Origin of the sequence: Streptomyces sp. CG4 (assembly GCF_041080655.1) — a bacterium.
Classification (GTDB): Bacteria; Actinomycetota; Actinomycetes; order Streptomycetales; family Streptomycetaceae; genus Streptomyces.
In genome coordinates this window covers 1,605,253-1,628,461 of sequence record NZ_CP163525.1, presented here as the reverse complement: position 1 = coordinate 1,628,461, position 23,209 = coordinate 1,605,253, and the positions used below count along the sequence as shown (strand labels likewise).

Sequence of the window (23,209 nt, the reverse complement as noted above, 5' to 3'; positions counted from 1 at the left end):
GCACATGCAGAGCACCACGGTCAGATCTGTCAGGCACATGCCAGTCATGCCAGTCATGTCAGTCATGGCGGCCGCTGTGGCCCTCGCCGTCGGCATGCTCGTCGCCGTCGCGCCCGCCGCCCACGCGGCCGCCGGCGCCCGCCTCCCCTTCAGCTCGGTGGAGGCGGAGTCGGCGACCACCACCGGCACCAGGATCGGCCCCGACTACACCCAGGGCACCCTCGCCTCCGAGGCCTCCGGACGACAGGCCGTGCGCCTCGCCTCCGGGCAGCGCGTCGAGTTCACGGCGCCCCGGGCAGCCAACGCCGTCAACGTCTCCTACAGTGTCGCGGACGGCCAGTCCGGCACGCTCGACGTCTACGTCAACGGGGTCAGGCTCGCGCGGACCCTGACCGTCACCTCCAAGTACTCCTACATCGACACCGGTTGGATCCCCGGCGCGAAGCAGCATCACTTCTTCGACGACGCGCGCCTGCTGCTCGGGCAGGACATTCAGCCGGGCGACAAGGTCGCCTTCGAGTCGACCGGCACCCAGGTCACCGTCGACGTGGCCGACTTCGAGCAGGTGCCCGCGGCGGCCTCCCAGCCCGCCGGCTCGGTGTCCGTCGTGGCCAAGGGCGCCGACCCCACCGGCGCCGGCGACTCCACCCAGGCCTTCCGGGACGCCATCGCCGCCGCGCAGGGCGGAACGGTGTGGATCCCGCCGGGCGACTACCGCGTCACGTCCTCCCTGAACGGCGTGCAGAACGTGACCCTCCAGGGCGCCGGCAGCTGGTACTCGGTCGTGCACACCTCCCGCTTCATCGACCAGTCCAGCTCCTCCGGCAACGCCCACATCAAGGACTTCGCCGTCATCGGCGAGGTCACCGAGCGCGTCGACTCCAGCCCCGACAACTTCGTCAACGGCTCGCTCGGCCCGAACTCCTCCGTCTCCGGCATGTGGATCCAGCACATGAAGTGCGGCATGTGGCTGATGGGCAACGACGACAACCTGGTCGTGGAGAACAACCGCATCCTCGACACCACCGCCGACGGCATCAACCTCAACGGCACCGCCAGGGGCGTCGTCGTCCGCGACAACTTCCTGCGCAACCAGGGCGACGACGCCCTCGCCATGTGGTCGCTGTACTCCCCGGACACGAACTCCAGCTTCGAGAACAACACGATCTCGCAGCCCAACCTGGCCAACGGCATCGCGATCTACGGCGGCACGGACATCGCCGTGAAGAACAACCTGATCTCCGACACCAACGCCCTCGGCAGCGGTATCGCGATCTCCAACCAGAAGTTCCTCGACCCCTTCTCCCCGCTCTCCGGCACCATCACGGTCGACGGCAACACTCTGGTGCGCACCGGCGCGATGAACCCCAACTGGAACCATCCGATGGGTGCGCTGCGGGTCGACTCCTACGACAGCGCGATCAACGCGACCGTGCACATCACCAACACCACGATCACCGACAGCCCGTACAGCGCCTTCGAGTTCGTCTCCGGCGGCGGGCACGGGTACGCGGTGCGGAACGTCGACGTGACCGGCGCGACCGTGCGGAACACCGGTTCGGTCGTCGTCCAGGCCGAGGCGCAGGGCGCGGCCGCCTTCAAGAACGTCACCGCCACCCAGGTCGGAGCGGCCGGCATCTACAACTGTCCCTACCCGGCGAACTCCGGCTCCTTCACCCTCACCGACGGCGGCGGCAACTCCGGCTGGAACAGCACCTGGTCGGACTGCTCCACCTGGCCGCAGCCCGGCCAGGGCAACCCCGACCCCGACCCGAACCGCAACCTCGCCAAGGGCCGGCCGGCCGGCGCGACCGGCTCCCAGGACGTGTACACGCCCGGGAAGGCGGTCGACGGCGATGCCGGCTCCTACTGGGAGTCGACCAACAACGCCTTCCCGCAGTCCTGGACGGTCGACCTCGGCTCGTCCTACGCCGTGCGCCGCCTGGTGCTGAAGCTGCCGCCGTCCTCGGCCTGGGGCGCCCGCACCCAGACCATCACCGTGCTCGGCAGCACCGACGGCTCGAACTACTCCACGGTCGTCGGCGCCCAGGGCTACCGCTTCGACCCGGCCACCGGCAACACGGCCACCGTCGCCGTGCCGAGCGGCAGCGACCTGCGCTACCTCCGCCTCGCCGTCAGCGCCAACACGGGCTGGCCGGCCGGGCAGTTCAGCGAGGTGGAGGCGTATCAGACGTCCTGAGCCGGGCCCGTGCGCGTCAGAGATCCAGCACGAACCGGGCGCCCCGGCACCGGGACACGCAGACCATCATCGTGTCGCCCGCGGCCCGCTCCTCCTCGGGGAGGACCGAGTCCCGCTTCTCGACCGGGTAGGAGGCACAGGGCGACCGGGGCGCCGTCCTCCGCGCTGTAGGCGGCGACGTACCACTGATTCTTCGCGAAAGCGATGATATGCGGCATGGCTGCTGCTCCCCTCGGCGGTGGTGGTCACTGTGGTGATGGCCACATCGTCGGGAGGTGCCGCGCGGCGCACCATGCCGGCTTCCGCCTGATGGAAGGCTTCCTGGGGGAGCGGGGGCACCGCACGGACCGCCGAGTTTCACACAGACGCCACCAGACCCTTCCCTGACGTTTGTTGCTCTTGGAACACTCGCTCCGCGCAGATTCCGTCATTTGCACGGCAATACGACGGCAATGCGACGGCATCACGCCGGCATCACGTACGTCAGGACGAGAGGACCCTCACACTCATGCCCGAAGTCAACCGGCGCCGCTTCCTCCAACTCGCGGGCGCCACCACGGCGTTCACCGCGCTGAACGGCAGCATCCAGCGCGCCGCCGCGCTGCCCGCGCATCACCGCACCGGGACGGTCAAGGACGTCGAGCACATCGTCGTCCTCATGCAGGAGAACCGATCCTTCGACCACTACTTCGGCACGCTCCGCGGCGTCCGCGGCTTCGGCGACCCCCGCTCCGTGACGCAGAACGGCAAGTCCGTCTGGAAGCAGTCCGACGGCACGAAGGACATCCTGCCGTTCCACCCCGACGCCGACGACCTGGGCCTCGCCTTCATCCAGGACCTGCCGCACGGCTGGAACGACACGCACGCGGCCTTCAACGGCGGCAAGTACGACAAGTGGGTGCCGGCCAAGGGCACCACGAGCATGGCGTACCTGACCCGCAAGGACATACCGTTCCACTACGCGCTCGCGGACGCCTTCACCCTGTGCGACGCCTACCACTGCTCCTTCATGGGCTCGACCGACCCGAACCGCTACTACATGTGGACCGGTTACGTCGGCAACGACGGCAAGGGCGGCGGCCCGGTCCTCGGCAACGACGAGAAGGGCTACGGCTGGACGACGTTCCCCGAGCGCCTGGAGCAGGCCGGGGTCTCCTGGAAGATCTACCAGGACATCGGCGACGGCCTCGACGCGACCGGCTCCTGGGGCTGGATCCAGGACGCCTACCGCGGCAACTACGGCGACAACTCGCTGCTGTACTTCAACCAGTACCGCGACGCCAAGCCCGGCGACGCCCTGTACGACAAGGCTCGCACCGGCACCGACGCCAAGAAGGGCGAGGGCTTCTTCGACCAGCTGAAGGCCGACGTCAAGGCCGGCAAGCTGCCCCAGGTCTCCTGGGTCGTCGCCCCCGAGGCCTTCACCGAGCACCCCAACTGGCCAGCCAACTACGGCGCCTGGTACGTCTCCCAGGTCCTGGACGCGCTCACCGCCGACCCCGAGGTCTGGGGCAAGACCGCGCTGTTCATCACCTACGACGAGAACGACGGCTTCTTCGACCACGTCGTCCCGCCCTTCCCGCCGGCCTCCGCCGCTCAGGGCAAGTCGACCGTGGACGCCTCGCTCGACCTGTTCAAGGGCGACGCCGGTCATGTCGCCGGCGCCTACGGCCTCGGCCAGCGGGTGCCGATGCTCGTCGTCTCCCCGTGGAGCAAGGGCGGTTATGTCTGCTCCGAGACCTTCGACCACACCTCGATCATCCGGTTCATCGAGGGCCGCTTCGGTGTGCACGAGCCGAACGTCTCGCCCTGGCGTCGCGCCATCACCGGCGACCTGACCAGCGCCTTCGACTTCTCTCGGAAAGACATCAAGCCGGTCGCGCTGCCGTCCACGACCGCCTATGAGCCGCCGGACCACAACCGGCACCCCGACTATGTGCCGAAGCCGCCCGCCAACCCCGCCCTGCCCAAGCAGGAGCGCGGCCACCGGCCCACCCGCCCACTGAAGTACGCCCCGCTGGTGGACGCTTCCGCGGACACCGCGGCCGGCAAGCTCACGCTCACGTTCGCCTCGGGGGCGCACGCGGGCGCCGGCTTCCTCGTGACCTCCGGCAACCGCACCGACGGCCCCTGGACCTACACCACCGAGGCCGGCAAGTCCCTCTCGGACACCTGGAACTCGGTCTACTCCGCCGGCCTCCACGACCTCACCGTGCACGGCCCCAACGGCTTCCTGCGCGTCTTCAAGGGCAAGGGCAAGGCAGCGGGACCGGAGGCGACCGCCCGGCACGTCGGCGACCACCTGGAACTCACCTTCACCAACAAGGGTTCCGGTACCGTGAAGCTGAAGCTGGTCAACGGGTACGGCGGCAGCCCGGCCGCCGTGAGCGTGCGGCCCGGCGCGACCGTCAAGCACACCGTCGACCTCACCGCGAGCAAGCGCTGGTACGACGTGACGGTCACCTGCGACGCCGATCCGGCGTTCCTGCGGGGCTTCGCGGGGCACGTCGAGAACGGGCGTCCCGGGGTCAGCGATCCGGCGATCGCCACGGAGTGAACGAGCGATGAACACCGCTCCGTGCGGACTGGTCAGGTACCGGTCAGATCAGGGTAGTGTGCCCCGGTGACCACGCATTCGAACACTCCTGCAGGCTGGTACCCGGATCCGCACGGAGCGCCGCAGGCTCTCCGCTACTGGGACGGCGTGCAGTGGACCGAGCACACCCACCAGGACCAGGCGCCTGCCGGTCAGGTGCCGCAACAGCAGGCCGTTCCCCAGCAGCAGGCTGCCCCCCAGCAGTACGGCGCGCCGCAGGCGCAGACCGCCGACCCCAGGGTGCAGCGCCAGGTGCAGCGCCAGGCCGGGGTCGCGGCCGGCGGCCCTGGCGGCGGCACCCTCTTCACCGAGCCCGTCCTGGTCGTGAACCAGAAGGCCAAGCTGATCGAGGTGACCAACGAGTACAAGGTCATGGATCAGAACGGCCGCGACATCGGCTCGGTGACCGAGGTCGGGCAGGGCGCGCTGCGGAAGATCTTCCGATTCCTCTCCAGCTGGGACCAGTTCCTGACCCACAAGCTGGAGATCCGCGACGCCTACGGCCAGCCGCAGCTGCTGCTGACCCGGCCCGCGAAGATCTTCAAGTCCCGCGTGATCGTGACGCGTCCGGACGGCTCGCAGGTCGGCGAGATCGTCCAGCAGAACATGATCGGCAAGATCAACTTCGCGATGAACGCGAACGGCCAGCAGGTCGGCGCGATCAAGGCGGAGAACTGGCGGGCCTGGAACTTCGCGATCGTCGACCACGCGGACAACGAGGTCGCCCGGATCACCAAGACCTGGGAGGGCCTCGCCAAGACGCTCTTCACGACCGCGGACAACTACGTCCTGCAGATCCACTACCAGCTGCCCGAGCCGCTGCTGAGCCTCGTGGTGGCGACGGCCCTGACCGTCGACACCGCGCTCAAGCAGGACTCGCGAGGCTGGAACTGAGCAGGTCCCCACGGGGGAAACGGCAGGGGAGTACGACAACGGCGGCCGGTGCGCGAAGGGATGCGCACCGGCCGCCGTCCGTTCTCACAGTGACTCTCACAGCGACGTGAGGTGTCCCGGCTGTTCCGGCTGCCGCGGGACCGGTGGCCTCTGCGGCTGCCGTGGCACCAGCGGCTGTTCCGGCCGGCGTGGTACCAGTGCCGGTTCGGTGGCCGCCGTGCCCGGTTCCAGGGCCAGGACCACGGCCACGGGGTGCTCCTCGTCCTCGTCCACCGGCTCTGGTCCGGCCTCCGGTGCGACCCGGGTGAGCAGGACCACACCCCAGGAGGCGAGGCCCGCTCCGGCGAGGGCCAGCAGCACGCCGGCCGCGCCGCCCTGCAGTCCCTGGCCGAGCAGGGTGAGGCCGATGACCGCGGCGGCCACCGGATTGGCGAGGGTGACCACGGCCAGCGGGGCGCCGAGGCCGCCCCGGTAGGCGGTCTGCGACAGCAGCAGCCCGCCGACGGCGAACGCGGCGACGAGCACGGCGACCACGATCACCTCGGTGCTCAGCACCGGGCCCGTGCGCTCGGTCGCCGCCACGGTCACCGTCTGGGTCAGTGCAGAGGCGACACCGGAGGCGAAACCGGACGCCGTCGCATGCCGGAGGCCCGGCCGGGCGCCGGGCCGGGAGAGCATGCCGATCGCGGCCGCGGTCGTACCGGCGACCGCCAGCGCCTCGGTCAGGGACAGCACCCGCTCGGGCGCCGGACCGGAGGCGGTGACCAGCAGCGCGGCGAGCCCGAGCAGCGTCAGCGCCGTACCGCGCCACTCCACCGCGCTGACCCGGCGCCCGGCCGCCCGCGCGCCGAGCGGCACGGCGGCGACCAGGGTGAGCGCGCCCAGCGGCTGGACGAGAGTGAGCGGACCGTACCTGAGGGCGACGACGTGCAGCAGGGCCGCGCCCGCGTTCAGGCCGACCGCCGACCACCAGGCTCCGGTGCCGAGCAGCCGCAGCAGGCCAGTGCCGGCGGTGCGGGAGGCGAGGCGCTCCTGGGCGACGGCGGCCAGGGCGTAGGCGATCGCGGAGACGAGGGAGAGCACGACGGCGATCACGGCGGCGGCGCTCATCGGCCCGCTCCCGCGAGAACGCGCTCGCGCGGTGCGAGGCGGCCGGCGCCGTGTCCCGCCGTGGTGGCCGGCCGGAGCGGCGGATGGATCACGGCGAGGGCGATGCCGAGCATGGCCGTCGCGACGATCGCGTCGAGCCAGTAGTGGTTCGCCGTGCCCACGATCACCAGCAGGGTGATCAGCGGGTGCAGCAGCCACAGCCCGCGCCACCGGGACCGGGTGGCCACGATCAGGCCGATCGCCACCATCAGCGCCCAGCCGAAGTGCAGCGAGGGCATCGCCGCGAACTGGTTGGACAGCTGGTCGCTGGACGGCGGGCCGTACACCGACGGGCCGTAGACGCGGGCGGTGTCCACCAGGCCGGTGCCGGTCAGCATCCGGGGCGGCGCCAGCGGGAACGTGAACGGGAGCACGAGCGCGGCCGTGGTGACGACCGCGAGGACCCGGCGGGCCCACAGGTAGTGCGCGGGCCTGCGCAGATACAGCCAGACCAGGAAGGCGAGCGTCGCCGGGAAGTGGACGGTGGCGTAGTAGGTGTTCGCGAGGCGGACGAGGGTGTCGCCGTGCAGCAGTGCGGACTGCACGGCGTTCTCCTGCGGGAGGTGCAGCGTCCGTTCCAGGTCCCACACGCGGTGGGCGTTGCGGAAGGCGTTGCCGGTGTGGCCCGTGGCCAGCTGCCGGCCGACCTTGTAGACGAGGAAGAGCCCCGCGACCAGCAGAAGCTCACGTATGAGTGCCGGGCGCGCTATCGCGCCCGGCGGCTCCGCTGCTGCTTCTGCAGGCTCGGTTCGGGCATTCATCCCCCGGCCCCCTCGTTGACGGTGGTGCGTGTGGTGGTGCGTGCGAGCCCCGGACTGGGCCGAAGCTCATCGATACGCCATCGTACCGATACGTCAGTGTACCGATACGGTCGAGTACCGGTACACTGGCGTATCGATTGATGTGCGACACACTGGAGACAGGGTCGGGCGTGCCGCTACAGCGCCGCTTCAGCGGGACGTGCGGGAAGGGCCCACGGAACACGAGTGAGGGGAAGCACCGCATGACGTCGCAGGACGCGGACGGACCGGAGACGGTCGTCGCCTCGCGCCGCTCCAAGATCACGCCCGAGCGTGAGCGGGAGTTCTTCGACGCCGTGCTGGAACAGATCCGCGAGTGCGGCTACGAATCCGTGACCATGGAGGGCGTCGCCGCCAGCACCCGGTGCAGCAAGTCCACGCTCTACCGGCAGTGGAAGACCAAGCCGCAGTTCGTCGCGGCCGCGCTGCGCGCCAACCGCAAGGTGCGCTTCGCCGGCATCGACACCGGATCGCTCGCCGAGGACCTGCGCCGGGCCGCGCGGGCCGCGGGCGACTGGTCCGGCGAGGACACCAAGCTGCTGCAGGCACTGGGGCACGCGTGGACGGCCGACAAGGAGCTGGCCGAGGCGCTGCGCGAGGCACTGGTGCAACCGGAGATCGTCGCGCTGCAGGACATGCTGGCGCGGGGAGTGGCCCGGGGTGAGGTCCGTGCGGACCATCCGGCGCTGGAGTACATCCCCGCGATGATGTTCGGCGTGCTGCGCGTCCGGCCGGTGCTCAGTGGCCAGTACGCCGACGCCGACTATCTCACCCGGTTCGTGGAGGCCACCGTGCTGCCCACGCTCGGGCTGACCTGAGACCCAGGCCGCCGTTCACGGGATGACCGGACGGCGACCTGTCCGCGCCGCACCGTGGGGACGGGGGCGGCGCGCACCCCCCGGCCGGGTGGGGCTCCTCCTTGAGCGGAGAGGAGTCCCACCCGGCCGCATCATGTCCCGGGGAGCGTCGATCAGGCAGGCGCCGTGCCCCTGGGGTGCCGACCGGACGGCAGGCCGCCCGGGGCGCCGAGAGGACGTCGTTTCCCCTGGGGTGCCGATCAGACGTCCTGGCCGTTGCCGCTGCCGGACGAGACCTTGATCCCCTTCAGGATGTCGTCGATGACCGACGTCTTCTGACCGACGTCGATGCCGAAGCGCACCACCACGATCTGCTTGGCGTCATCGGGCGAGGGGAAGGCGACCGACTCGACACAGCCGTCGGCGCCCTTGCTGGTGACCGCCTTCCAGCGCACCATGTACCCCTTCTCCCCGGCCACCGTCACCGCCCCGGAGCCCAGCTCCTGGTGCGAGGTGATGCTGCCGTACATGGTGCCGCCGTAGGACTGCTTCGCGTTGGCCGCGATGTCCGCCCTGGCGACCGCCTCGGGAGTGTCGCCGTCGATGCCCAGCGCCTGGGCCGGAGCCGTGTAGGCGCCGCCCGAGGTACAGGTCTCGGCGGAGTTGCCCGGGCACTTGTAGGAATCGTCGGAGGTGATCTGCGCGCCGACGCTGATCGTCCGCCCGGTCCAGCCCTCGGGCACCAGCAGGCTGATGCCGTTGACCGGGTCCGCCACGGTGCCGCCGCCCTTCACCTTGGGCGCCTCGGACGGATCCGGCGACGGCGAGGCCCCGCCGGACCCGCCCGGCCCTCCTGAGCCCCCGGAACTCCCCTGCCCTCCCGAACCTCCCGAACCTCCGGTCCCGCCCGGACCGCCGAAGCCGCCGTCGGCCCCGCCGTTCTGTCCGCCGGTGACCCCTGGCCGCGCCCCGGCCCGGGCGTCGTCGCCGCCGTCGCCCTTGGACAGGAGGTACACGCCGACTCCGATGCTCGCCAGGACCGCGACCGCCGCCGTGACGGCGATACCGGTCCGCAGACCGCGCCGGGACCCGGTCGGCGCCGGGGCGGGGTAGCCCGGATACCGCGGATTCCCGGGCTGCGCGCCGTACGCGAAGGGCGCGGCGGGCGCCGTCGGATGCGCCGGCTGCTCCGGGCCGCCGGCCGTCGGCGGCTGCGACGGCGGTCCCCACGGGGCGGCCGTCCCGGCGGGGCGGGTCCGGTCCGTCCAGGCCTTGCCGTCCCACCAGCGCTCGGTGGGCGGACCGTCGTTCGTCTGCCCGGGGTCGGGGTACCACCCGGGGGGAGTCACCTGCGTCATGCCCCCACCGTATGAGGCGACCGTGAAAGGGGGATGAGAGGATCTGCCGCCGAACGGCCGGACCGGACATTTCGCCGCCGTGATTCTTCCCTCGTCACAGGACGGTGACCGGCCTCCCCGCACACGGCGGTGGACTCGGCCCCGACCGCTACCCCTTCACCACCAACCGCACCGGCGCGCGCGCCGCAGCGGGCGGCAGGCGGAAGCCGTCCCTGCCCGGGGTCGGCGACCCCAGCACGCTCGGCCGGTGAGTGCCCGTGCTGCGCGGATCGGTGCCGGGCAGGCGTGGACGGTCAGGAAGCCGAGGACCGCGAAGGCGTACGCCTCCTTCGCGGCGGCGGGCAGCCCCAGTTCGTCCGAGGCACGCGCCGGGACCGGTGCGAGCCGCTCCCGGAGCATCCCGGTCAGCACCGGGTTGCGGACGCCCCGCCGGACGCGACGACCTCGGTGGCCCCCACGAACCGCACCGCGTCCGCGATCGTCCGCGCCGTCAGCAGGGCGAGCGTGGCCGGCGCGTCCTGCGGGCGGACACCCGTCGAACAGCCCGGCCGCGCGCAGATATCCGGCGTGGAACACCCCCTTGCCGGTCGTCTTCGGCGGCGCCGGCGCGTAGTACGGCTCCGCGAGCAGCCGATCCAGCAGCCGCCGCACGGGCCGCCCGCGCCGGGCCGGGGCACCGTCCGCGTCGTACGCCGCACATCCGCCGCGTCAGCCCGGCCCGCAGCCACAGCGCGACCAGACCGAGCGGCAACGCCGGCGGGGACGGCAACCGCCGGCCGCAGGAGGCCAGTCGGGAAGCCGTGAGGAGGGTGGCCGTCAGAACCGCCACGCCCGCGCCGGAGAGCAGCCCCAGCGCCATCGTGAACGACTGCCACGCCCCGTACAGCCCCCGCCGCCCCGGAGGCGCGAACTCCGTCAGCACCGCCCGCGCACCACCGAACTCCCGGCCGGCCGAAAGGCCCTGACTCACTCTCAGGAAGGTCAGCAGCCACGGCGCGAGGGCGCCCGCGGTGGCGTACGTCGGCAGTGCGCCGATCAGCGTCGTCGCATCCGTCATCAGGCAGACCACCCCGATCAGCACCGGCCGCCGCTCGCCGGGGCGAAGAACCGCTCCGGCGGCACCGTGGCCAGAACGCCGTAGACGCCGAACTCGTACCACTCGACGAGGTTGCCCGCCGACCCCCGCCGTCACCGCGCGCACCACCCGCCCACGACCGGGCGCGCCGACACCCGGAACCGATGTCGTGCCGACCGAGGTTGACGCTCCGTCCGCTGCTGACCGGCTGCTCCGGGCGGGTGGGCGTCGCCCGGCCGCACCCACTTTCACCCACCAGGGCAACAGCTGCCCCGACCGGCCACCACACATCCCACCGGACGGCTAGGCTCATGGTCTGTACGTCATTCGGGCGACCTTGGGGAGGTAACGGGATGACGGAGGGAAGGCCGCCGGCGGCCGCCTCGGCTTCCCTGTGGGAGCGGGACGCGGAGATCGCCACCGTCGCGCAGGCACTCGACCTCCTGTGCGCCGATCAGCAGTCGGCAGGTGGTCTGCTGGTGCTCCGCGGCGAGGCGGGGCTCGGCAAGACCGCACTGCTGGCCGAGACCCGCCGTATCGCCGAACGCCGCGGCTGTGCGGTGTGGGCCGCGCGCGGCGCGGAGACGCTGAAATCCGTCCCGTTCAACGTGGTGCGGCAGCTGCTCCAGCCCGCCCTGCTGTCGTTGCTGCCGGAGGAGGCCCGGGAGTACCTCGGCGACTGGTACGACATCGCGGGCCCGGCCCTCGGCATAGTCGACCCGCAGGAGGGCAGCGCCGACCCGCAGTACGTGTGCGACGGACTCGTCGCGGCGGTACGCCGGCTGGCCCGCCGCGAGTGGCCGCTCGTGCTGCTGATCGACGACGCGCACTGGGCGGACCAGGAGACCCTGCGCTGGCTCGCCGCGTTCGCCGAACGCCTCGACGACGTCTCCGTCCTCGTCGTGGTCGCCCGCCGGCCCGGCGAGGTCAGCGGCGACAGCGCCCGCCACCTCGACGCGGTGGCCGCCGCCGCGGGCCGGCCCGTCAACAACCTCCGGGCCCTCACCCCCGACGCCTCCGCGGGACTCACCCGGGCCACCCTCGGCCGGCATGCCGACGACGCGTTCTGCCGCGAGGTCTGGGCCGTCACCGCGGGCAACCCCTACGAGACCGTCGAACTCCTCGCCAAGGTGCAGGACAGCGAACTCCCGCCGGTCGAGGGCCGGGCCGGGGAGCTGCGCGCCCTCAACCGCGCGGCCCGCGGCGGCGGGCTGGTCGACCGGCTCAAGGGACTCGGCCTGGAGGCCACCCAGTTCGCCTGGGCGGCCGCCATCCTCGGCGCCGGCATCACCGTCGACATGGTCGCCCGCCTCGCCACCATGGACGAGGCCATCGCCCGGCACTGCGCCGACCTGCTCTGCAACGCCCGCATCCTCACCGAGGCCGAGCCCGCGGCCGGCACCGAACGCGAGGAGGGCGAGCTGGAGTTCGTCCACCCGCTGATCGCCACCGCCGTCTACAACTCCATCCCGTCCGGCGTGTGCACCGCCATGCACGGCGTGGCCGCCCAGATCATCACCGAGCTGGGCCGCGGCGCCGCCCAGGCCGCCCGGCACCTGCTCAAGGTGCACCCGGACGGCGACGAGGAACTCGTCGACCAGCTGCGCGAGGCGGCCCGCGAACACCTCGCCGTCGGCGCGCCCGACGCGGCCCGCACCTGCCTCGAACGCGCCCTGCAGGAGCCCCCGCTCCCCGAGGTGCACGCCCACGTCCAGTACGAACTGGGCTGCGCCACCCTGCTCACGGCACCCGCCGTCACCATCGAGCACCTCCAGCAGGCCCTCGGCATGCCCGGCCTCGAGGGCGAGCGGCGGGTCGACGCGGTGGTCCGGCTCTCCCAGGCCCTGCTCCACAACGACCAGCTGGAGGAGGCCGTCCGCACCGTCGAGGTCGAGGCGGCCCGGCACGAACCGGGCTCCGTCCGGCTGCGGCTGCAGGCCGTGCAGTTCATGTGGGAGGGCATCCACGGCGAGACCGTCTCCGCGGCCCGCTCCAGGCGCCTGGCCGAACTCGCGAGCACCTGCACCGGCCGCGACAACGCCGAACGCGCCCTGCTCATACTGCGCGGCTTCGACGCCATGACCCACGGCGAGAGCGCCGAAGAGGTCCTCGAACTGTGCGACCGCGCGCTGGTCAACGGCCGCCTGGCGCCCGGCCTCGGCTGGACCGACCAGGAGTGGGGCATCGAGCTGCTGATGATGCTCGGCAGCGCGTACGCCTACGCCGACCGGCTCGACCGCGCCGAGAGTCTCTTCGCCGAGGCCCTGCGCGCCTACACCACCGCCGGCTGGCGCGGCGGCCACCTCTCCCTGGCCAACGCCTTCCTCGGGCTCGCCTACCGCAGACAGGGCCGGCTGCGCGACGCCGAGTCCACCCTGCGCGAGGCCCTGGTCCTCGCCGAACGCGTCGGCCGCCGACTGCCGCTGTACTGGTCGGCGACCTGCGGCCTCGTCGACACGCTGCTGGCCCGCGGCCGGATCGACGAGGCCTGGTCGATCGCCGAGCAGTACGGCTTCGCACCGCCCTACCCGTCCACCATCGTGCTGCCCGACATCCGCTGCGTACGCGGCCGGCTCCTGCTCGCCGTCGGCCGTAACGAGGAGGGCATCAACGAACTGGAGGCGGCCGAGAAGACGGCCACCTCGCGCGGCGGCCACAACCCGGTCCTCTCCTCGTGGTCCATCGACCTCGCCAAGGCCCTCGCCGGCCAGGACCCGGTCCGCGCCGCCCAGCTCGCCGCCGATGCCCGCAGGCAGGCCGAACGCTTCGGCACGGACACCGCCATCGGCGAGGCCCTGCGCTGTGCCGCCGCCCTGGAGACCGGCGGCCGCGCGGTCCAGCTCGCCGCCCAGGCCGTCACCTACCTCGAAGCCTCCCCCTGCCAGTACGAACACGCGGCGGCCCGCGTCGAGTACGGCATCGCCGCCCGCTCCGCCACGGAACTGGGCCGGGGCCTGGACCTCGCCCGGGCCTGCGGCGCGGACGGCCTCGTGGCCCAGGCGAGGGAGGTGCTGGAGACGGGGCGGGGGCTGCGGTAGGGCTTGCCTAGGCCGTGAGCAACTGCTCCGTCACCGCCGCCAGGCGCTTGCGTACGTCCGGGTCGTACGTCTCCTCGTGCGCCCGGGCCCGGCGTGTCCCGTCGAAGTACCCTCCGCTGCCGGTCTCCTCGGTGGCCAGGGCCAGCACCCCCGGGGCCCCGTCGGCGACCGAGTGCCACGGCGTGACGGCGCTCTCGCGGACCATCGCCGTATCCATGAAGGTGGCGGGGTGCAGGACGTTCACCGAGACCCCGCTGTCCGCGAGTTCCCCGGCGAGCGTGAAGGTGTGGGCGGCGAGGGCGAACTTGCTGCGGCAGTACGCCGACATGCCGGTGTAGCCGCGGGTCAGCTCGGGGTCGGTGAAGTCGAGGGGTTCCTGCCCGGCCGAGCCGACGTTCACGATCCGGGCCGGCGCGTTGGCCCGCAGCACCGGCAGCAGGGACCGGGTGAGGACGACGGGCGCCAAGTAGTTGACGGCGAGCCGCAGTTCGTGTCCGTCGGCGCTCAGCTCGCGCCCGGAGCCGGGCGTACCGCCGCCCACCCCCGCGTTGTTGATCAGCACATCGAGGCCGGGACGGGCCTCGGCGACCCGCGCGCCCAGCTCGCGCACCTCGGCGAGACGCGCCAGGTCGGCGACGAACCCCTCGGCCTCACCCTCGGTGCGCAACTCCGCGACCAGCCGCTCGGTGCGCGCCCGGTCCCGGCCGTGGGCGAGGACGACATGGCCGGAGCGGACCAGTTCGAACGCGACGTACCGGCCGAGTCCGGAGGTGGCGCCGGTGATCAGAATGGTGGACATGATCCCAGCGTAGGCGGGGTCGGACGCCATGAGGGGGGTGCTGTTGAGGCTACGACCAGCAGGGTCACCCTCGGTCAGGCGCCGTCCCCTCCTCCTCGGCGAACGCGTCGATGACCCGCTGGGCCGTCGCGAACGCGGCGTTGGCGGCCGGCACCCCGCAGTAGACGGCGGTCTGCAGCAGCACCGCGCCGATCTCCTCCGGCGTCAGCCCGCCCCGCCGCGCCGCCCGGACGTGCATCGCCAGCTCGTCGTGGTGGCCCTGGGCGACCAGCGCGGTCAGGGTGATCATGCTGCGCTCGCGGCGGGACAGCGTCGGGTCGGTCCAGATCTCCCCCCAGGCGTAGCGGGAGATGAAGTCCTGGAAGCGGGCGGTGAACGGGGTCTGCCGGGCCTGCGCCCGGTCCACATGCGCATCCCCCAGCACCTCCCGGCGCACCGCCATCCCGCTCGCCGGCGGGCCGTCGAACTGGGTACGCAGCGCGGCCAGCACGGCCCGCGGGCACTGCGCGGGCGCCAGATGCGAGGCGCCGGGCAGCTCCACCAGCGTCGAGCCGGGCACCGCGTCGGCGATCTCCCGCAGATGCGCGGGCGGCGTCGCGGGATCCTGCTTGCCCGCCACGAGGAGCGTCGGTACGGCGATGTCGCCGAGCCGGTCGCGCAGATCGAACGCGGCGAGCGCGTCACAGCAGGCGGCGTACGCCTCCGGATCGGCCTCCCGGTGGTCCCGCACCAGCCGGGGCACGGTGAACCCCGACGTGAACCAGCGGGCGTCGGCGCTCTCCACCAGCCACTCCATGCCCTCGCGCCGCACCCGCTCCGCCCGCTCCCGCCAGGGCGCCGCGTCGCCGAAGTGGGCGGAGGAGCACACGACCGCCAGCGAGGTCAGCCGCTCGGGGTGGTGCACGGCGAGATGGAGGCCGACGGCGCCGCCGAGGGAGACGCCCGCGTAGCCGAAGCGGTCGATGCCGAGCGCGTCGGCGAGGGCCAGCACGAGCGCGGCCAGATCGCCGACGGTCGCGCCCGGCCCGATGAGATCCGGCGCCGATCCGCCGTGCCCGGGCAGGTCCCAGCGCACCACGCGGTGGGCGGCCGACAGTTCGGGCGCGACCTCGTCCCACAGGGCGTACGAGGTGCCCAGCGAGGGCCCGAGCAGCAGCGGGGGAGCCGAATCCGGGCCTTCTGTACGGTGGTTGATGAGTTTCACGGTCAACGTCGCTCCAGGGCACGGTCGGTGAGAGCACCGGCGAAACCGGTGTAGCGGGCGGGGTCGGCGAGGGCGGTCAGGTCCAGGTCCTTCAACTCCGGCTCCTCGGCCAGGAGTTCGCCGAGCGGGCGGTCCTCGGCGTGGGTGCGGCGGGCCAGGTCGGTGAGCAGTTCCTTGGCCCGGGCGCGTCCGAGCCGGGGCGCCAGGGCGGCGGACAGCCGCTCGGAGACGATCAGCCCTCGGGTCAGGTCCAGGTTCCGGCGCATGGCGCCGGCGTTCACGCGCAGCCCCTCGGCGAGTTCGGCCGCGTCCCGTACGGCGCCTCCGGCCAGCCGGAGCAGCTCGCGCAGCGGCTCCCACTCGGCGTGCCAGGCCCCGGCCGGCCGTTCGTCCCCGGCGGCGACGCAGCCGTACAGCGTGGCCGCGAGCTGTGGTGCGCGCCGGGCCGCGGCCACGAGCAGGGTGGAGCGCACGGGGTTGGCCTTGTGCGGCATGGCGGACGAACCCCCGCCGCTGCCCTCGGCCACCTCGCCGACCTCGGTGCGCGACAGCGTCAGCACATCCTCGCCGATCTTGCCCAGGGCGCCCGTGGTGAAGGCCAGAGCACCGGCCAGGTCGGCGACGGGGGTGCGCAGTGTGTGCCAGGGCAACGGCGGTGCGACGAGGCCCACTTCACGGGCGTACGCCTCCGTCAGCGCCGTCGCGTCCTGGGCGCCGTACGCCTCGAAGGCGGCCATCGTCCCGGCGGCACCGCCGAGCTGGGCGGGCAGCGCCGCGCGCACCCGGGTCACGCGGTCCCGTGCGTCGAGGACCAGTGACCGCCAGCCGGCCGCCTTCAGGCCGAACGTCGTCGGCACCGCGTGCTGGGTGAGCGTGCGGCCGGGCATCGGGGTGTCCCGGTGGGCGGCGGCCAGCCGGGCGAGCGCGCGTTCGGTGCGCGCGAGGTCGGCGAGGACCGGCTCCAGGGCCCGCGCGGTGACCAGCATGGTCGCGGTGTCCAGGATGTCCTGACTGGTCGCGCCCCGATGGACGTACGGGCCGTACGACTCGCCCACCGCGGCGGTGAGGTCCGCGACGAGCGGGATCACCGGGTTGCCACCGGCGCGGGCGCGCTCCGCGAGTGACCGGACGTCGAAACGGGCCGGGTCGGCCGCCCGGGTCACCGCGTCGGCGGCCTCGGCCGGGGCGAGGTCCAGCCCGGCCTGGGCCCGGGTCAGCGCGGCCTCGGCGTCCAGCAGGGCCCGCAGATACGCGCTGTCGCCGGTCGCGTGCGCGACGGGGGAGCCGGCCCACCCCGGGCCGAGCAGACCGGTGTCGCTGTCCCTGTCCCTGTCCCTGTCGCGGTCGTCAGGTGTCACCGGTGGTGTCACTGGTACTCCAGGAAGACCGTCTCGCCTTCGCCCTGAAGGCGGATGTCGAAACGGTAGGTGCCCCGGCCCTCGGCGCCGGCGATCAGTGTGTCGCGCCGGTCGCCCACCCGGCTGAGCAACGGGTCGGCGGCGAGCGCGGCCTCGTCGCCCGGCAGATAGATCCGGGTGAACAGGTGATGGAGGAGGCCGCGCGCGAAGACACACACGCTGAGGTACGGGGCGCTCTGCCCCCGCGCGCCGGGCCGGAGCGTACGGGCGTACCAGTGGCCGTCGGCGTCGGTCTGGATCCGGCCCCAACCGGTGAACTCCACGCCGTTGCGGCCGAGACAGCCGCCCGTCGCGGGATCCCGGCGGATGGATCCGTCGGTCCGCGGCACCGTGCCGTCGGGGCGCGGAGCCCACAGCTCCACCAGCGCGTCCGGCAGCGGATTGCCCGCGCCGTCGGTGACGTACCCGTGCACGGTGATCGTGTCCGGGTGGCCGAGCGGTGCGATGTCCTCGCCGCCGCGGAAGGGCAGTGCGTAGCCGTAGAAGGGCCCGACGGTCTGGGAGGGGGTGGGCGGCACCTGCTCCGGGCTGCTCGTGTCGATCTTCGTCATGGCGGTCAGAGTCCTTCTTCGATCCAGGTGGCGGCCGGGCCGTCCAGCACGATGTCCCAGTGGTAGCCGAGCGAGAACTCCGGCACCGACAGGCTGTGGTCATAGGTGGCGATCAGCCGCTGCCGGGCTGCGTCGTCCGTCACCGACTGCAGGATCGGGTCGTAGGGGAAGAGCGGGTCGTTCGGGAAGTACATCTGCGTCACCAGCCGCTGGGTGAACGCCGCACCGAACACGGAGAAATGGATGTGTGCGGGCCGCCAGGCGTTGACGTGGTTGCGCCACGGGTAAGGGCCCGGCTGGATGGTGGTGAACTGGTAGCGGCCCTCGGCGTCGGTGAGGGTGCGGCCGACGCCGGTGAAGTTCGGGTCGAGCGGCGCGTCGTGCTGTTCGCGCTGATGGGCGTACCGGCCGGCCGCGTTGGCCTGCCAGATCTCGATCAGCTGGCCGCGCACGGGGCGCCCGGCGCGGTCCAGCAGCCGCCCGGAGACGGTGATCCGCTCACCGACCGGCTCGCCCCGGTGATGCCGGGTGAGGTCGTTGTCGGTCTCGGTGATGTCGCGCTCCCCGAAGGCGGGGGAGTGCAGCTCCACCAGCTCGGGGTCCTGGGCGGTGTCGATGGCCACCGGGGCCCGCTGGGGGTGGCGGAGCACGGAGGAACGGTAGGGCGCGTAGTCGCGGCGCGGATGGTGCTCGACGGGTGCGCCGTCGGCGACGCGCTTCTCGTACGCGGCGTGCCGGGCGGCGATCTCCTGGTCGATGTCCTGCTGGGTGAGAGTCATGGGGGTACCTGACGCTTTCTTGGCGTTCGGGGACGGCGACGCGTGGGCGTTCGAGGGCGGCGTTTCCTTGGCGTTCCGGGGTGGCGGCTTCGGTGTCCGCGGTTCAGGGCGGTCAGCGTTCCAGGACGAGGGCGAGGCCCTGACCGACGCCGATGCACAGGGTGGCGACGCCGGTGCCGGAGCCGCGGCGGGCCAGCTGGTGGGCCACGGTGCCGGCGAGCCGGGCACCGGAAGCACCCAGCGGGTGGCCGAGCGCGATCGCGCCGCCCCGGGGGTTGAGGATCGCCGGGTCGAACTCGGGCCACTCGGCGAGACAGCCCAGCACCTGGGCGGCGAAGGCCTCGTTCAGCTCCAGGACGGACAGATCGTCGAATCCCCTGCCTGCCTTGGCCAGTGCCCGGTTGACGGCTTCGACGGGGGCGAGTCCGAAGTAGTGCGGGTCGATCGCCGAGACACCGCCGGCACTGACGCGCGCCAGCGGTTCGCGGCCGGTCGCCTTCAGGCCTTCCTCGTCGGTGAGGAGGAGGGCGGCGGCGCCGTCGTTGAGCGGGGAGGCGTTGCCCGCGGTGACCGTGCCGTCCTCGGGGCGGAAGGACGGCTTGAGCCTGGCCATCGCTTCCCGCGAGGCGCCCGGGCGTACGCATTCGTCGGCGGCGAAGACGACGGGTTCGCCCCTGCGCTGCGGCACCGGCACGGACACCAACTCGGCGTCGAACAGACCCTGTTCACGAGCTGCGGCCGCCTTGCGGTGGGAGGCGAGGGCGAACTCGTCCTGCTGCTCCCGGCCGATCTTGTGCTGGTCGGCGATCAGCTCGGCCGACTCGCCCAGCGGGATGGTCCACTGCGGGTCCATCCTGGGGTTGACCATGCGCCAGCCCAGCGTGGTCGAGTACAGCTCGGCGTGCCCGGCCGGGAACGCCCGGTCCGGCTTCGGCAGGACGTACGGTGCCCGGGTCATCGACTCGACACCGCCGGCTACGGCGATGTGCGCGTCGCCGAGCGCGATGGCGCGGGCCGCCTGGATCACGGCCTCCAGGCCGGAGGCACACAGCCGGTTGACGCTCACCCCGGGGACGGAGGTGGGCAGACCGGCGAGGAGGGCGGCCATGCGGGCGACGTTGCGGTTCTCCTCGCCCGCGCCGTTGGCGTTGCCCACGTACACGTCCTCGATGCGGGACGGATCCAAGTCGGGGCTGCGGCCGAGGAGTTCGCGGATGGCGTGGGCGGCGAGGTCGTCCGGGCGGACGGAGGCCAGGGCGCCGTTGTAGCGGCCGATCGGGGTGCGGACCGCATCGACGATGTACACCGTGTTGACCGTGTTCACAGCAGGTTCTCCGCGATCGTCAGTTCGGCCTCGGTCTTGGCGACGACCTCGTCGAGGGTCGTTCCGGGCGCGGTCTCCACGAGCACGAGCCCGTCCTCGGTGACGTCCAGTACGGCGAGGTCGGTGACGACCCGGTTCACACACGCCGTGCCGGTGAGCGGCAGCGTGCACTCCTTGAGGATCTTCGCCGAGCCGTCCTTGGCGGTGTGGGTCATCACCACGATCACCCGTCGGGCACCGTGCACCAGGTCCATCGCGCCGCCGATCCCGGTGACCAGCTTGCCCGGCACCGCCCAGTTCGCCAGGTCACCACCCGCGGAGACCTGCATCGCGCCGAGCACCGCCACATCGATGTGCCCGCCGCGGATCATCGCGAACGACAGCGCCGAGTCGAAGAACGACGCCCCTGGCAGGACCGTGACGGTCTCCTTGCCCGCGTTGATCAGATCCGGATCGACCTGCTCCTCCGCCGGGTACGGGCCCGTGCCCAGGATCCCGTTCTCCGACTCCAGAACCACCTCCACCCCCTCGGGCAGATGGTTCGGGATCAGCGTGGGCAGGCCGATACCGAGATTGACGTACTGTCCGTCGCGCAGTTCCTGTGCCGCGCGGGCGGCGATCTCCTCACGTGTCCAGGCCATCAGCTGCTCACCGTCCGGTGCTCGATCCGCTTGTCCGCCGCCTGCTCCGGCGTCAGCGCGACCACGCGCTGCACGAAGATCCCCGGCAGGTGCACCGCGTCCGGGTCGATCTCGCCGGGCTCGACCAGTTCCTCCACCTCGGCGACGGTGACGCGGCCGGCCATCGCGGCGAGGGGGTTGAAGTTGCGGGAGGACTTGTTGAACACCAGATTCCCGTGCCGGTCACCCCTCGCCGCCCGTACCAGTGCGAAGTCGGTACGGATCCCGCGCTCCAGCACATACTCGGCACCGTCGAACTCCCGCACCTCCTTCGCCGGCGAGGCCACCGCCACCCCACCCCGACCGTCGTAGCGCCATGGCAGCCCGCCCTCGGCGACCTGCGTGCCCACCCCGGCCGGGGTGTAGAAGGCGGGGATCCCGGCGCCGCCCGCCCGCAGCCGCTCGGCCAGCGTGCCCTGCGGAATCAGCTCCACGTCCAGCTCACCGGCCAGATACTGGCGCGCGAACTCCTTGTTCCCCCCGATGTACGAGCCGGTCACCCGGGCGATCCGCCCCGCCGCCAGCAACACCGCCAAACCCGACTCCATCGCCCCGCAGTTGTTCGACACGACCGACAGGCCCGTGACACCTCGCTCGTACAACGCCTCGATCAGCACGTTCGGCACACCGCTCAGCCCGAACCCGCCCACCGCCAACGACGCGCCGTCCGGCACATCCGCCACCGCCTCCCGGGCCGTGGCCACCACCTTGTCCATCGTGAAGCCCCATCGTCTCGTCAATTAATCAGGGCACTGAGTATTTCAGCGAGGTACTTCTCACGCTGCCACCGGAGCGAAAGGCCGTCAAGACCCCAGTACATGGGCGCCCAGGTCGGGAGACAGTCGGGCATGTCGCCGGGTATCGTTCAGTGCACCGACCAATTGATCAGGGGAGTGCACATGGACGCCGTGGATCTCGGCACTCATCCCGGGCATCTGGCCCGGCGGCTCCAGCAGGCGCACTACCTGCTGTGGAACACGATGGTCTCCGAGGAGATCACCTCGCCGCAGTTCGCCGTCATGAACGCCCTCGTCGCCGAGCCGGGCCTGGACCAGCGGACCGTGGGGGAGCGGGTGGGCCTGGACCGCTCGACCATCGCCGAGGTCATCAGCCGGCTCGGCCGCCGGGGGCTGCTGACCAAGGTGCGCGACCCGGAGGACGGCCGGCGCTTCCTGCTCCGCCTCACCGGCGACGGTCTGCGCACCCACCGCAAGCTGACCGTGCGCACCGCCCGGATGAACCAGGTCTTCCTCGCGCCCCTGTCGCCCGAGGAGCAGACGGTCTTCCTCGACCTGATCCGGCGGGTGGCGGACGCGGCGGAGGGGCTGCGGAATCCCGCGGAGCCGGTGACGGCGCAACGCTGATCGCACGCTTCACCGCGCCGGTGCGAACACCACCCACACCTGGCCCTCGGCGAAGTTCATCGGGCCGCCGTCCGCCGCCTTGAACGTCGTACCGTCCGTCGCCGTCGGCCGCGACCAGGAGGCGGCGAAGGACCGGCCGTCGCGCAGCACCTCCGCCTTCCCCGAGCCGACCGTCCGGGTGTACGGCGTGGGGTTGCCGAGCGCATCGTGGAAGCGGGAGTCACGGATCCGCACGTGCTGGATGACGACCGTCGCCGGGGCCACCCGCTTGCCGCCGTCCGTCGTCGTCATGGGCGTGCCGTCCATGTCGATCAGCCAGCGGTGCTGCTCGGCGGACCAGGCGAAGGTGAAGCGCGCGGCCGGGTAGCGGACGGTGCGCGAGGCCGTGGGGGTGCCACCGGACGGGGCCGGGCCGTAGCTGAAGCCGGTGGTCAGCGCGGCCTTGCCGGGGGCGGACGGCAGCAGCTTGGCCGGGCGCAGATAGAGGTTGTGCGGGGCGGCCTTGCCGGCACCCCGGAAGTAGGCGCTCGGATCCTCGGCGGCGGGCTCCGGTCGCAGCGGTGCGTTGTCGATCAGAGGCAGCAGCTTGTGCTGGGCTCCGGAGAAGGCGAGCGTCGGCCGGTGGAACTGGCCCAGCAGCTCCAGATCGGACTCGCGGGCGCTGCGCACCGGTCCGACGGTCCGCGGAAGTCTGGTCGCGTACACCGCCATCAGCCGGCTCAGGCCGCCCTCCACCTGCTCGGCGTACACCACGTCCGCCGCGTCGAGGCCGGACTGCGGACGGGCCGCCGGTACGTTGTCGATCTTCACGGCGAGCGGTGCGCCGGCCGCCGCGGCCGACGGTGCCGGAGCCGGTGGCCCGGCCGGGGCGGTGGTGTGGTGCGGGGCGCGGTTGTCGTCCCGGTCGTGGTGGCCGCAGCCGGCTGTGAGGGAGACGGCCAGCGAGGCGGCCAGCACGGCCGCCGTTGGAGCCGCGTGTCTCATGCGTGCCGTGTGCCTCATGACCACCGGGGCCACTCCGTTCGTGTTGTCAGATTGTGCGTTCATAGGGTCAGCGCTGGCCCTACCCGGACGTCTACGGCCCTGCGCACTCCGTGGGCCGAACGGGCCCGAGACATGACCCGTGCGGGTGCGGGTGCCGGTGCGGCGTGCGGGCGCGGCGTGCGGGCGCGGGTCCGGGCGC

At 72.4% G+C, this 23,209-nt stretch carries 19 protein-coding genes and 3 pseudogenes; 7 read left to right on the top strand and 15 right to left on the bottom strand.

The genetic code is table 11. The annotated features are described in order from the left end of the window. Window positions 1-64 precede the first annotated feature (64 nt). Window positions 65-2,200, top strand: coding sequence for a glycosyl hydrolase family 28-related protein (locus AB5L52_RS07575; protein WP_369363068.1), 2,136 nt, complete (start codon window positions 65-67; stop codon window positions 2,198-2,200). Between the two features lie 16 nt (window positions 2,201-2,216). On the opposite strand, the pseudogene AB5L52_RS07570 reads toward AB5L52_RS07575, so the two are convergent. Further along, window positions 2,217-2,321 (bottom strand): annotated as a pseudogene (locus AB5L52_RS07570) (oxidoreductase); the annotation flags it as partial. Window positions 2,322-2,708: 387 nt separating this feature from the next. On the opposite strand from AB5L52_RS07570, the gene AB5L52_RS07565 reads away from it, so the two are divergent. Then, window positions 2,709-4,757 carry a phosphocholine-specific phospholipase C gene (locus AB5L52_RS07565; protein WP_369363067.1) on the top strand — a complete coding sequence of 683 codons (2,049 nt, stop codon included), beginning with the start codon at window positions 2,709-2,711 and terminating at the stop codon, window positions 4,755-4,757. A 66-nt stretch (window positions 4,758-4,823) separates the two neighbouring features. Next, window positions 4,824-5,690: a phospholipid scramblase-related protein gene (locus AB5L52_RS07560; RefSeq protein WP_369363066.1), complete on the top strand. Its 867-nt coding sequence runs from the start codon at window positions 4,824-4,826 to the stop codon at window positions 5,688-5,690. A gap of 96 nt (window positions 5,691-5,786) precedes the next feature. On the opposite strand, the gene AB5L52_RS07555 is transcribed toward AB5L52_RS07560, so the two are convergent. Then, window positions 5,787-6,800 (bottom strand): hypothetical protein, encoded by a 1,014-nt coding sequence (locus AB5L52_RS07555; RefSeq protein ID WP_369363065.1) that lies wholly within the window; start codon window positions 6,798-6,800, stop codon window positions 5,787-5,789. Continuing rightward, the gene (locus AB5L52_RS07550) at window positions 6,797-7,600 is read right to left on the bottom strand and encodes a phosphatase PAP2 family protein (RefSeq protein ID WP_369363064.1); all 804 of its coding nucleotides are present in this window, start codon (window positions 7,598-7,600) and stop codon (window positions 6,797-6,799) included. Before AB5L52_RS07550 ends, AB5L52_RS07555 begins: the two co-directional genes overlap by 4 nt. A gap of 242 nt (window positions 7,601-7,842) precedes the next feature. Between AB5L52_RS07550 and AB5L52_RS07545 the strand changes: the two genes are divergently transcribed. Next, window positions 7,843-8,457, top strand: a complete 615-nt coding sequence (locus AB5L52_RS07545; RefSeq protein ID WP_351029881.1) for a TetR/AcrR family transcriptional regulator C-terminal ligand-binding domain-containing protein — start codon at window positions 7,843-7,845, stop codon at window positions 8,455-8,457. 239 nt (window positions 8,458-8,696) lie between these two features. Here AB5L52_RS07545 and AB5L52_RS07540 read toward each other — a convergent pair whose 3' ends face one another. After that, entirely contained in the window at window positions 8,697-9,794 is a 1,098-nt protein-coding gene (locus AB5L52_RS07540; protein ID WP_369363063.1) for a DUF2510 domain-containing protein, read from the bottom strand. Between the two features lie 104 nt (window positions 9,795-9,898). Here AB5L52_RS07540 and AB5L52_RS07535 point away from each other — a divergent pair, with 104 nt between their 5' ends. Further along, a complete protein-coding gene (locus AB5L52_RS07535; protein ID WP_369369087.1) occupies window positions 9,899-10,045 on the top strand; it encodes a hypothetical protein in 147 nt (48 codons plus the stop codon). Between the two features lie 70 nt (window positions 10,046-10,115). Here the strand turns inward: AB5L52_RS07535 and AB5L52_RS07530 are convergent. Together AB5L52_RS07530 and AB5L52_RS07525 are read right to left on the bottom strand one after the other, a co-directional pair. Beyond that, window positions 10,116-10,445, bottom strand: a pseudogene (locus AB5L52_RS07530) (anhydro-N-acetylmuramic acid kinase); the annotation flags it as partial. A gap of 67 nt (window positions 10,446-10,512) precedes the next feature. Beyond that, window positions 10,513-10,976: pseudogene (locus AB5L52_RS07525) on the bottom strand (MFS transporter); the annotation flags it as partial. Window positions 10,977-11,222: 246 nt separating this feature from the next. Between AB5L52_RS07525 and AB5L52_RS07520 the strand changes: the two are divergent. Beyond that, window positions 11,223-13,907: an AAA family ATPase gene (locus AB5L52_RS07520; RefSeq protein ID WP_369363062.1), complete on the top strand. Its 2,685-nt coding sequence runs from the start codon at window positions 11,223-11,225 to the stop codon at window positions 13,905-13,907. A 7-nt stretch (window positions 13,908-13,914) separates the two neighbouring features. Here the strand turns inward: AB5L52_RS07520 and AB5L52_RS07515 are convergent, their stop codons facing one another. The 8 genes from AB5L52_RS07515 to AB5L52_RS07480 all read right to left on the bottom strand — a co-directional run bounded on the left by AB5L52_RS07515 (window position 13,915) and on the right by AB5L52_RS07480 (window position 21,378). Beyond that, on the bottom strand, window positions 13,915-14,706 hold the full coding sequence (locus tag AB5L52_RS07515; protein ID WP_369363061.1) for an SDR family NAD(P)-dependent oxidoreductase: 792 nt from the start codon (window positions 14,704-14,706) through the stop codon (window positions 13,915-13,917). A gap of 64 nt (window positions 14,707-14,770) precedes the next feature. Further along, window positions 14,771-15,916 carry a 3-oxoadipate enol-lactonase gene (pcaD, locus tag AB5L52_RS07510; protein ID WP_369363060.1) on the bottom strand — a complete coding sequence of 382 codons (1,146 nt, stop codon included), beginning with the start codon at window positions 15,914-15,916 and terminating at the stop codon, window positions 14,771-14,773. Continuing rightward, entirely contained in the window at window positions 15,913-17,268 is a 1,356-nt protein-coding gene (gene pcaB, locus AB5L52_RS07505; RefSeq protein WP_369363059.1) for a 3-carboxy-cis,cis-muconate cycloisomerase, read from the bottom strand. The genes pcaD and pcaB overlap by 4 nt, the downstream gene beginning before the upstream one ends. A gap of 8 nt (window positions 17,269-17,276) precedes the next feature. After that, window positions 17,277-17,879, bottom strand: a complete 603-nt coding sequence (gene pcaG, locus AB5L52_RS07500; protein WP_369363058.1) for a protocatechuate 3,4-dioxygenase subunit alpha — start codon at window positions 17,877-17,879, stop codon at window positions 17,277-17,279. A 5-nt stretch (window positions 17,880-17,884) separates the two neighbouring features. Continuing rightward, window positions 17,885-18,658 carry a protocatechuate 3,4-dioxygenase subunit beta gene (gene pcaH, locus AB5L52_RS07495; RefSeq protein WP_369363057.1) on the bottom strand — a complete coding sequence of 258 codons (774 nt, stop codon included), beginning with the start codon at window positions 18,656-18,658 and terminating at the stop codon, window positions 17,885-17,887. Window positions 18,659-18,770: 112 nt separating this feature from the next. Further along, entirely contained in the window at window positions 18,771-19,982 is a 1,212-nt protein-coding gene (locus AB5L52_RS07490; protein WP_369363056.1) for an acetyl-CoA C-acyltransferase, read from the bottom strand. Then, a complete protein-coding gene (locus tag AB5L52_RS07485) occupies window positions 19,979-20,623 on the bottom strand; it encodes a CoA transferase subunit B (protein WP_351563647.1) in 645 nt (214 codons plus the stop codon). Before AB5L52_RS07485 ends, AB5L52_RS07490 begins: the two co-directional genes overlap by 4 nt. Continuing rightward, on the bottom strand, window positions 20,623-21,378 hold the full coding sequence (locus AB5L52_RS07480; RefSeq protein ID WP_369368833.1) for a CoA transferase subunit A: 756 nt from the start codon (window positions 21,376-21,378) through the stop codon (window positions 20,623-20,625). Before AB5L52_RS07480 ends, AB5L52_RS07485 begins: the two co-directional genes overlap by 1 nt. A gap of 183 nt (window positions 21,379-21,561) precedes the next feature. Here AB5L52_RS07480 and AB5L52_RS07475 point away from each other — a divergent pair, with 183 nt between their 5' ends. Then, on the top strand, window positions 21,562-22,026 hold the full coding sequence (locus AB5L52_RS07475; protein ID WP_369363055.1) for a MarR family winged helix-turn-helix transcriptional regulator: 465 nt from the start codon (window positions 21,562-21,564) through the stop codon (window positions 22,024-22,026). A gap of 9 nt (window positions 22,027-22,035) precedes the next feature. Here the strand turns inward: AB5L52_RS07475 and AB5L52_RS07470 are convergent, their stop codons facing one another. Then, window positions 22,036-23,010, bottom strand: coding sequence for a DUF3048 domain-containing protein (locus AB5L52_RS07470; RefSeq protein WP_369363054.1), 975 nt, complete (start codon window positions 23,008-23,010; stop codon window positions 22,036-22,038). Window positions 23,011-23,209 lie beyond the last annotated feature (199 nt).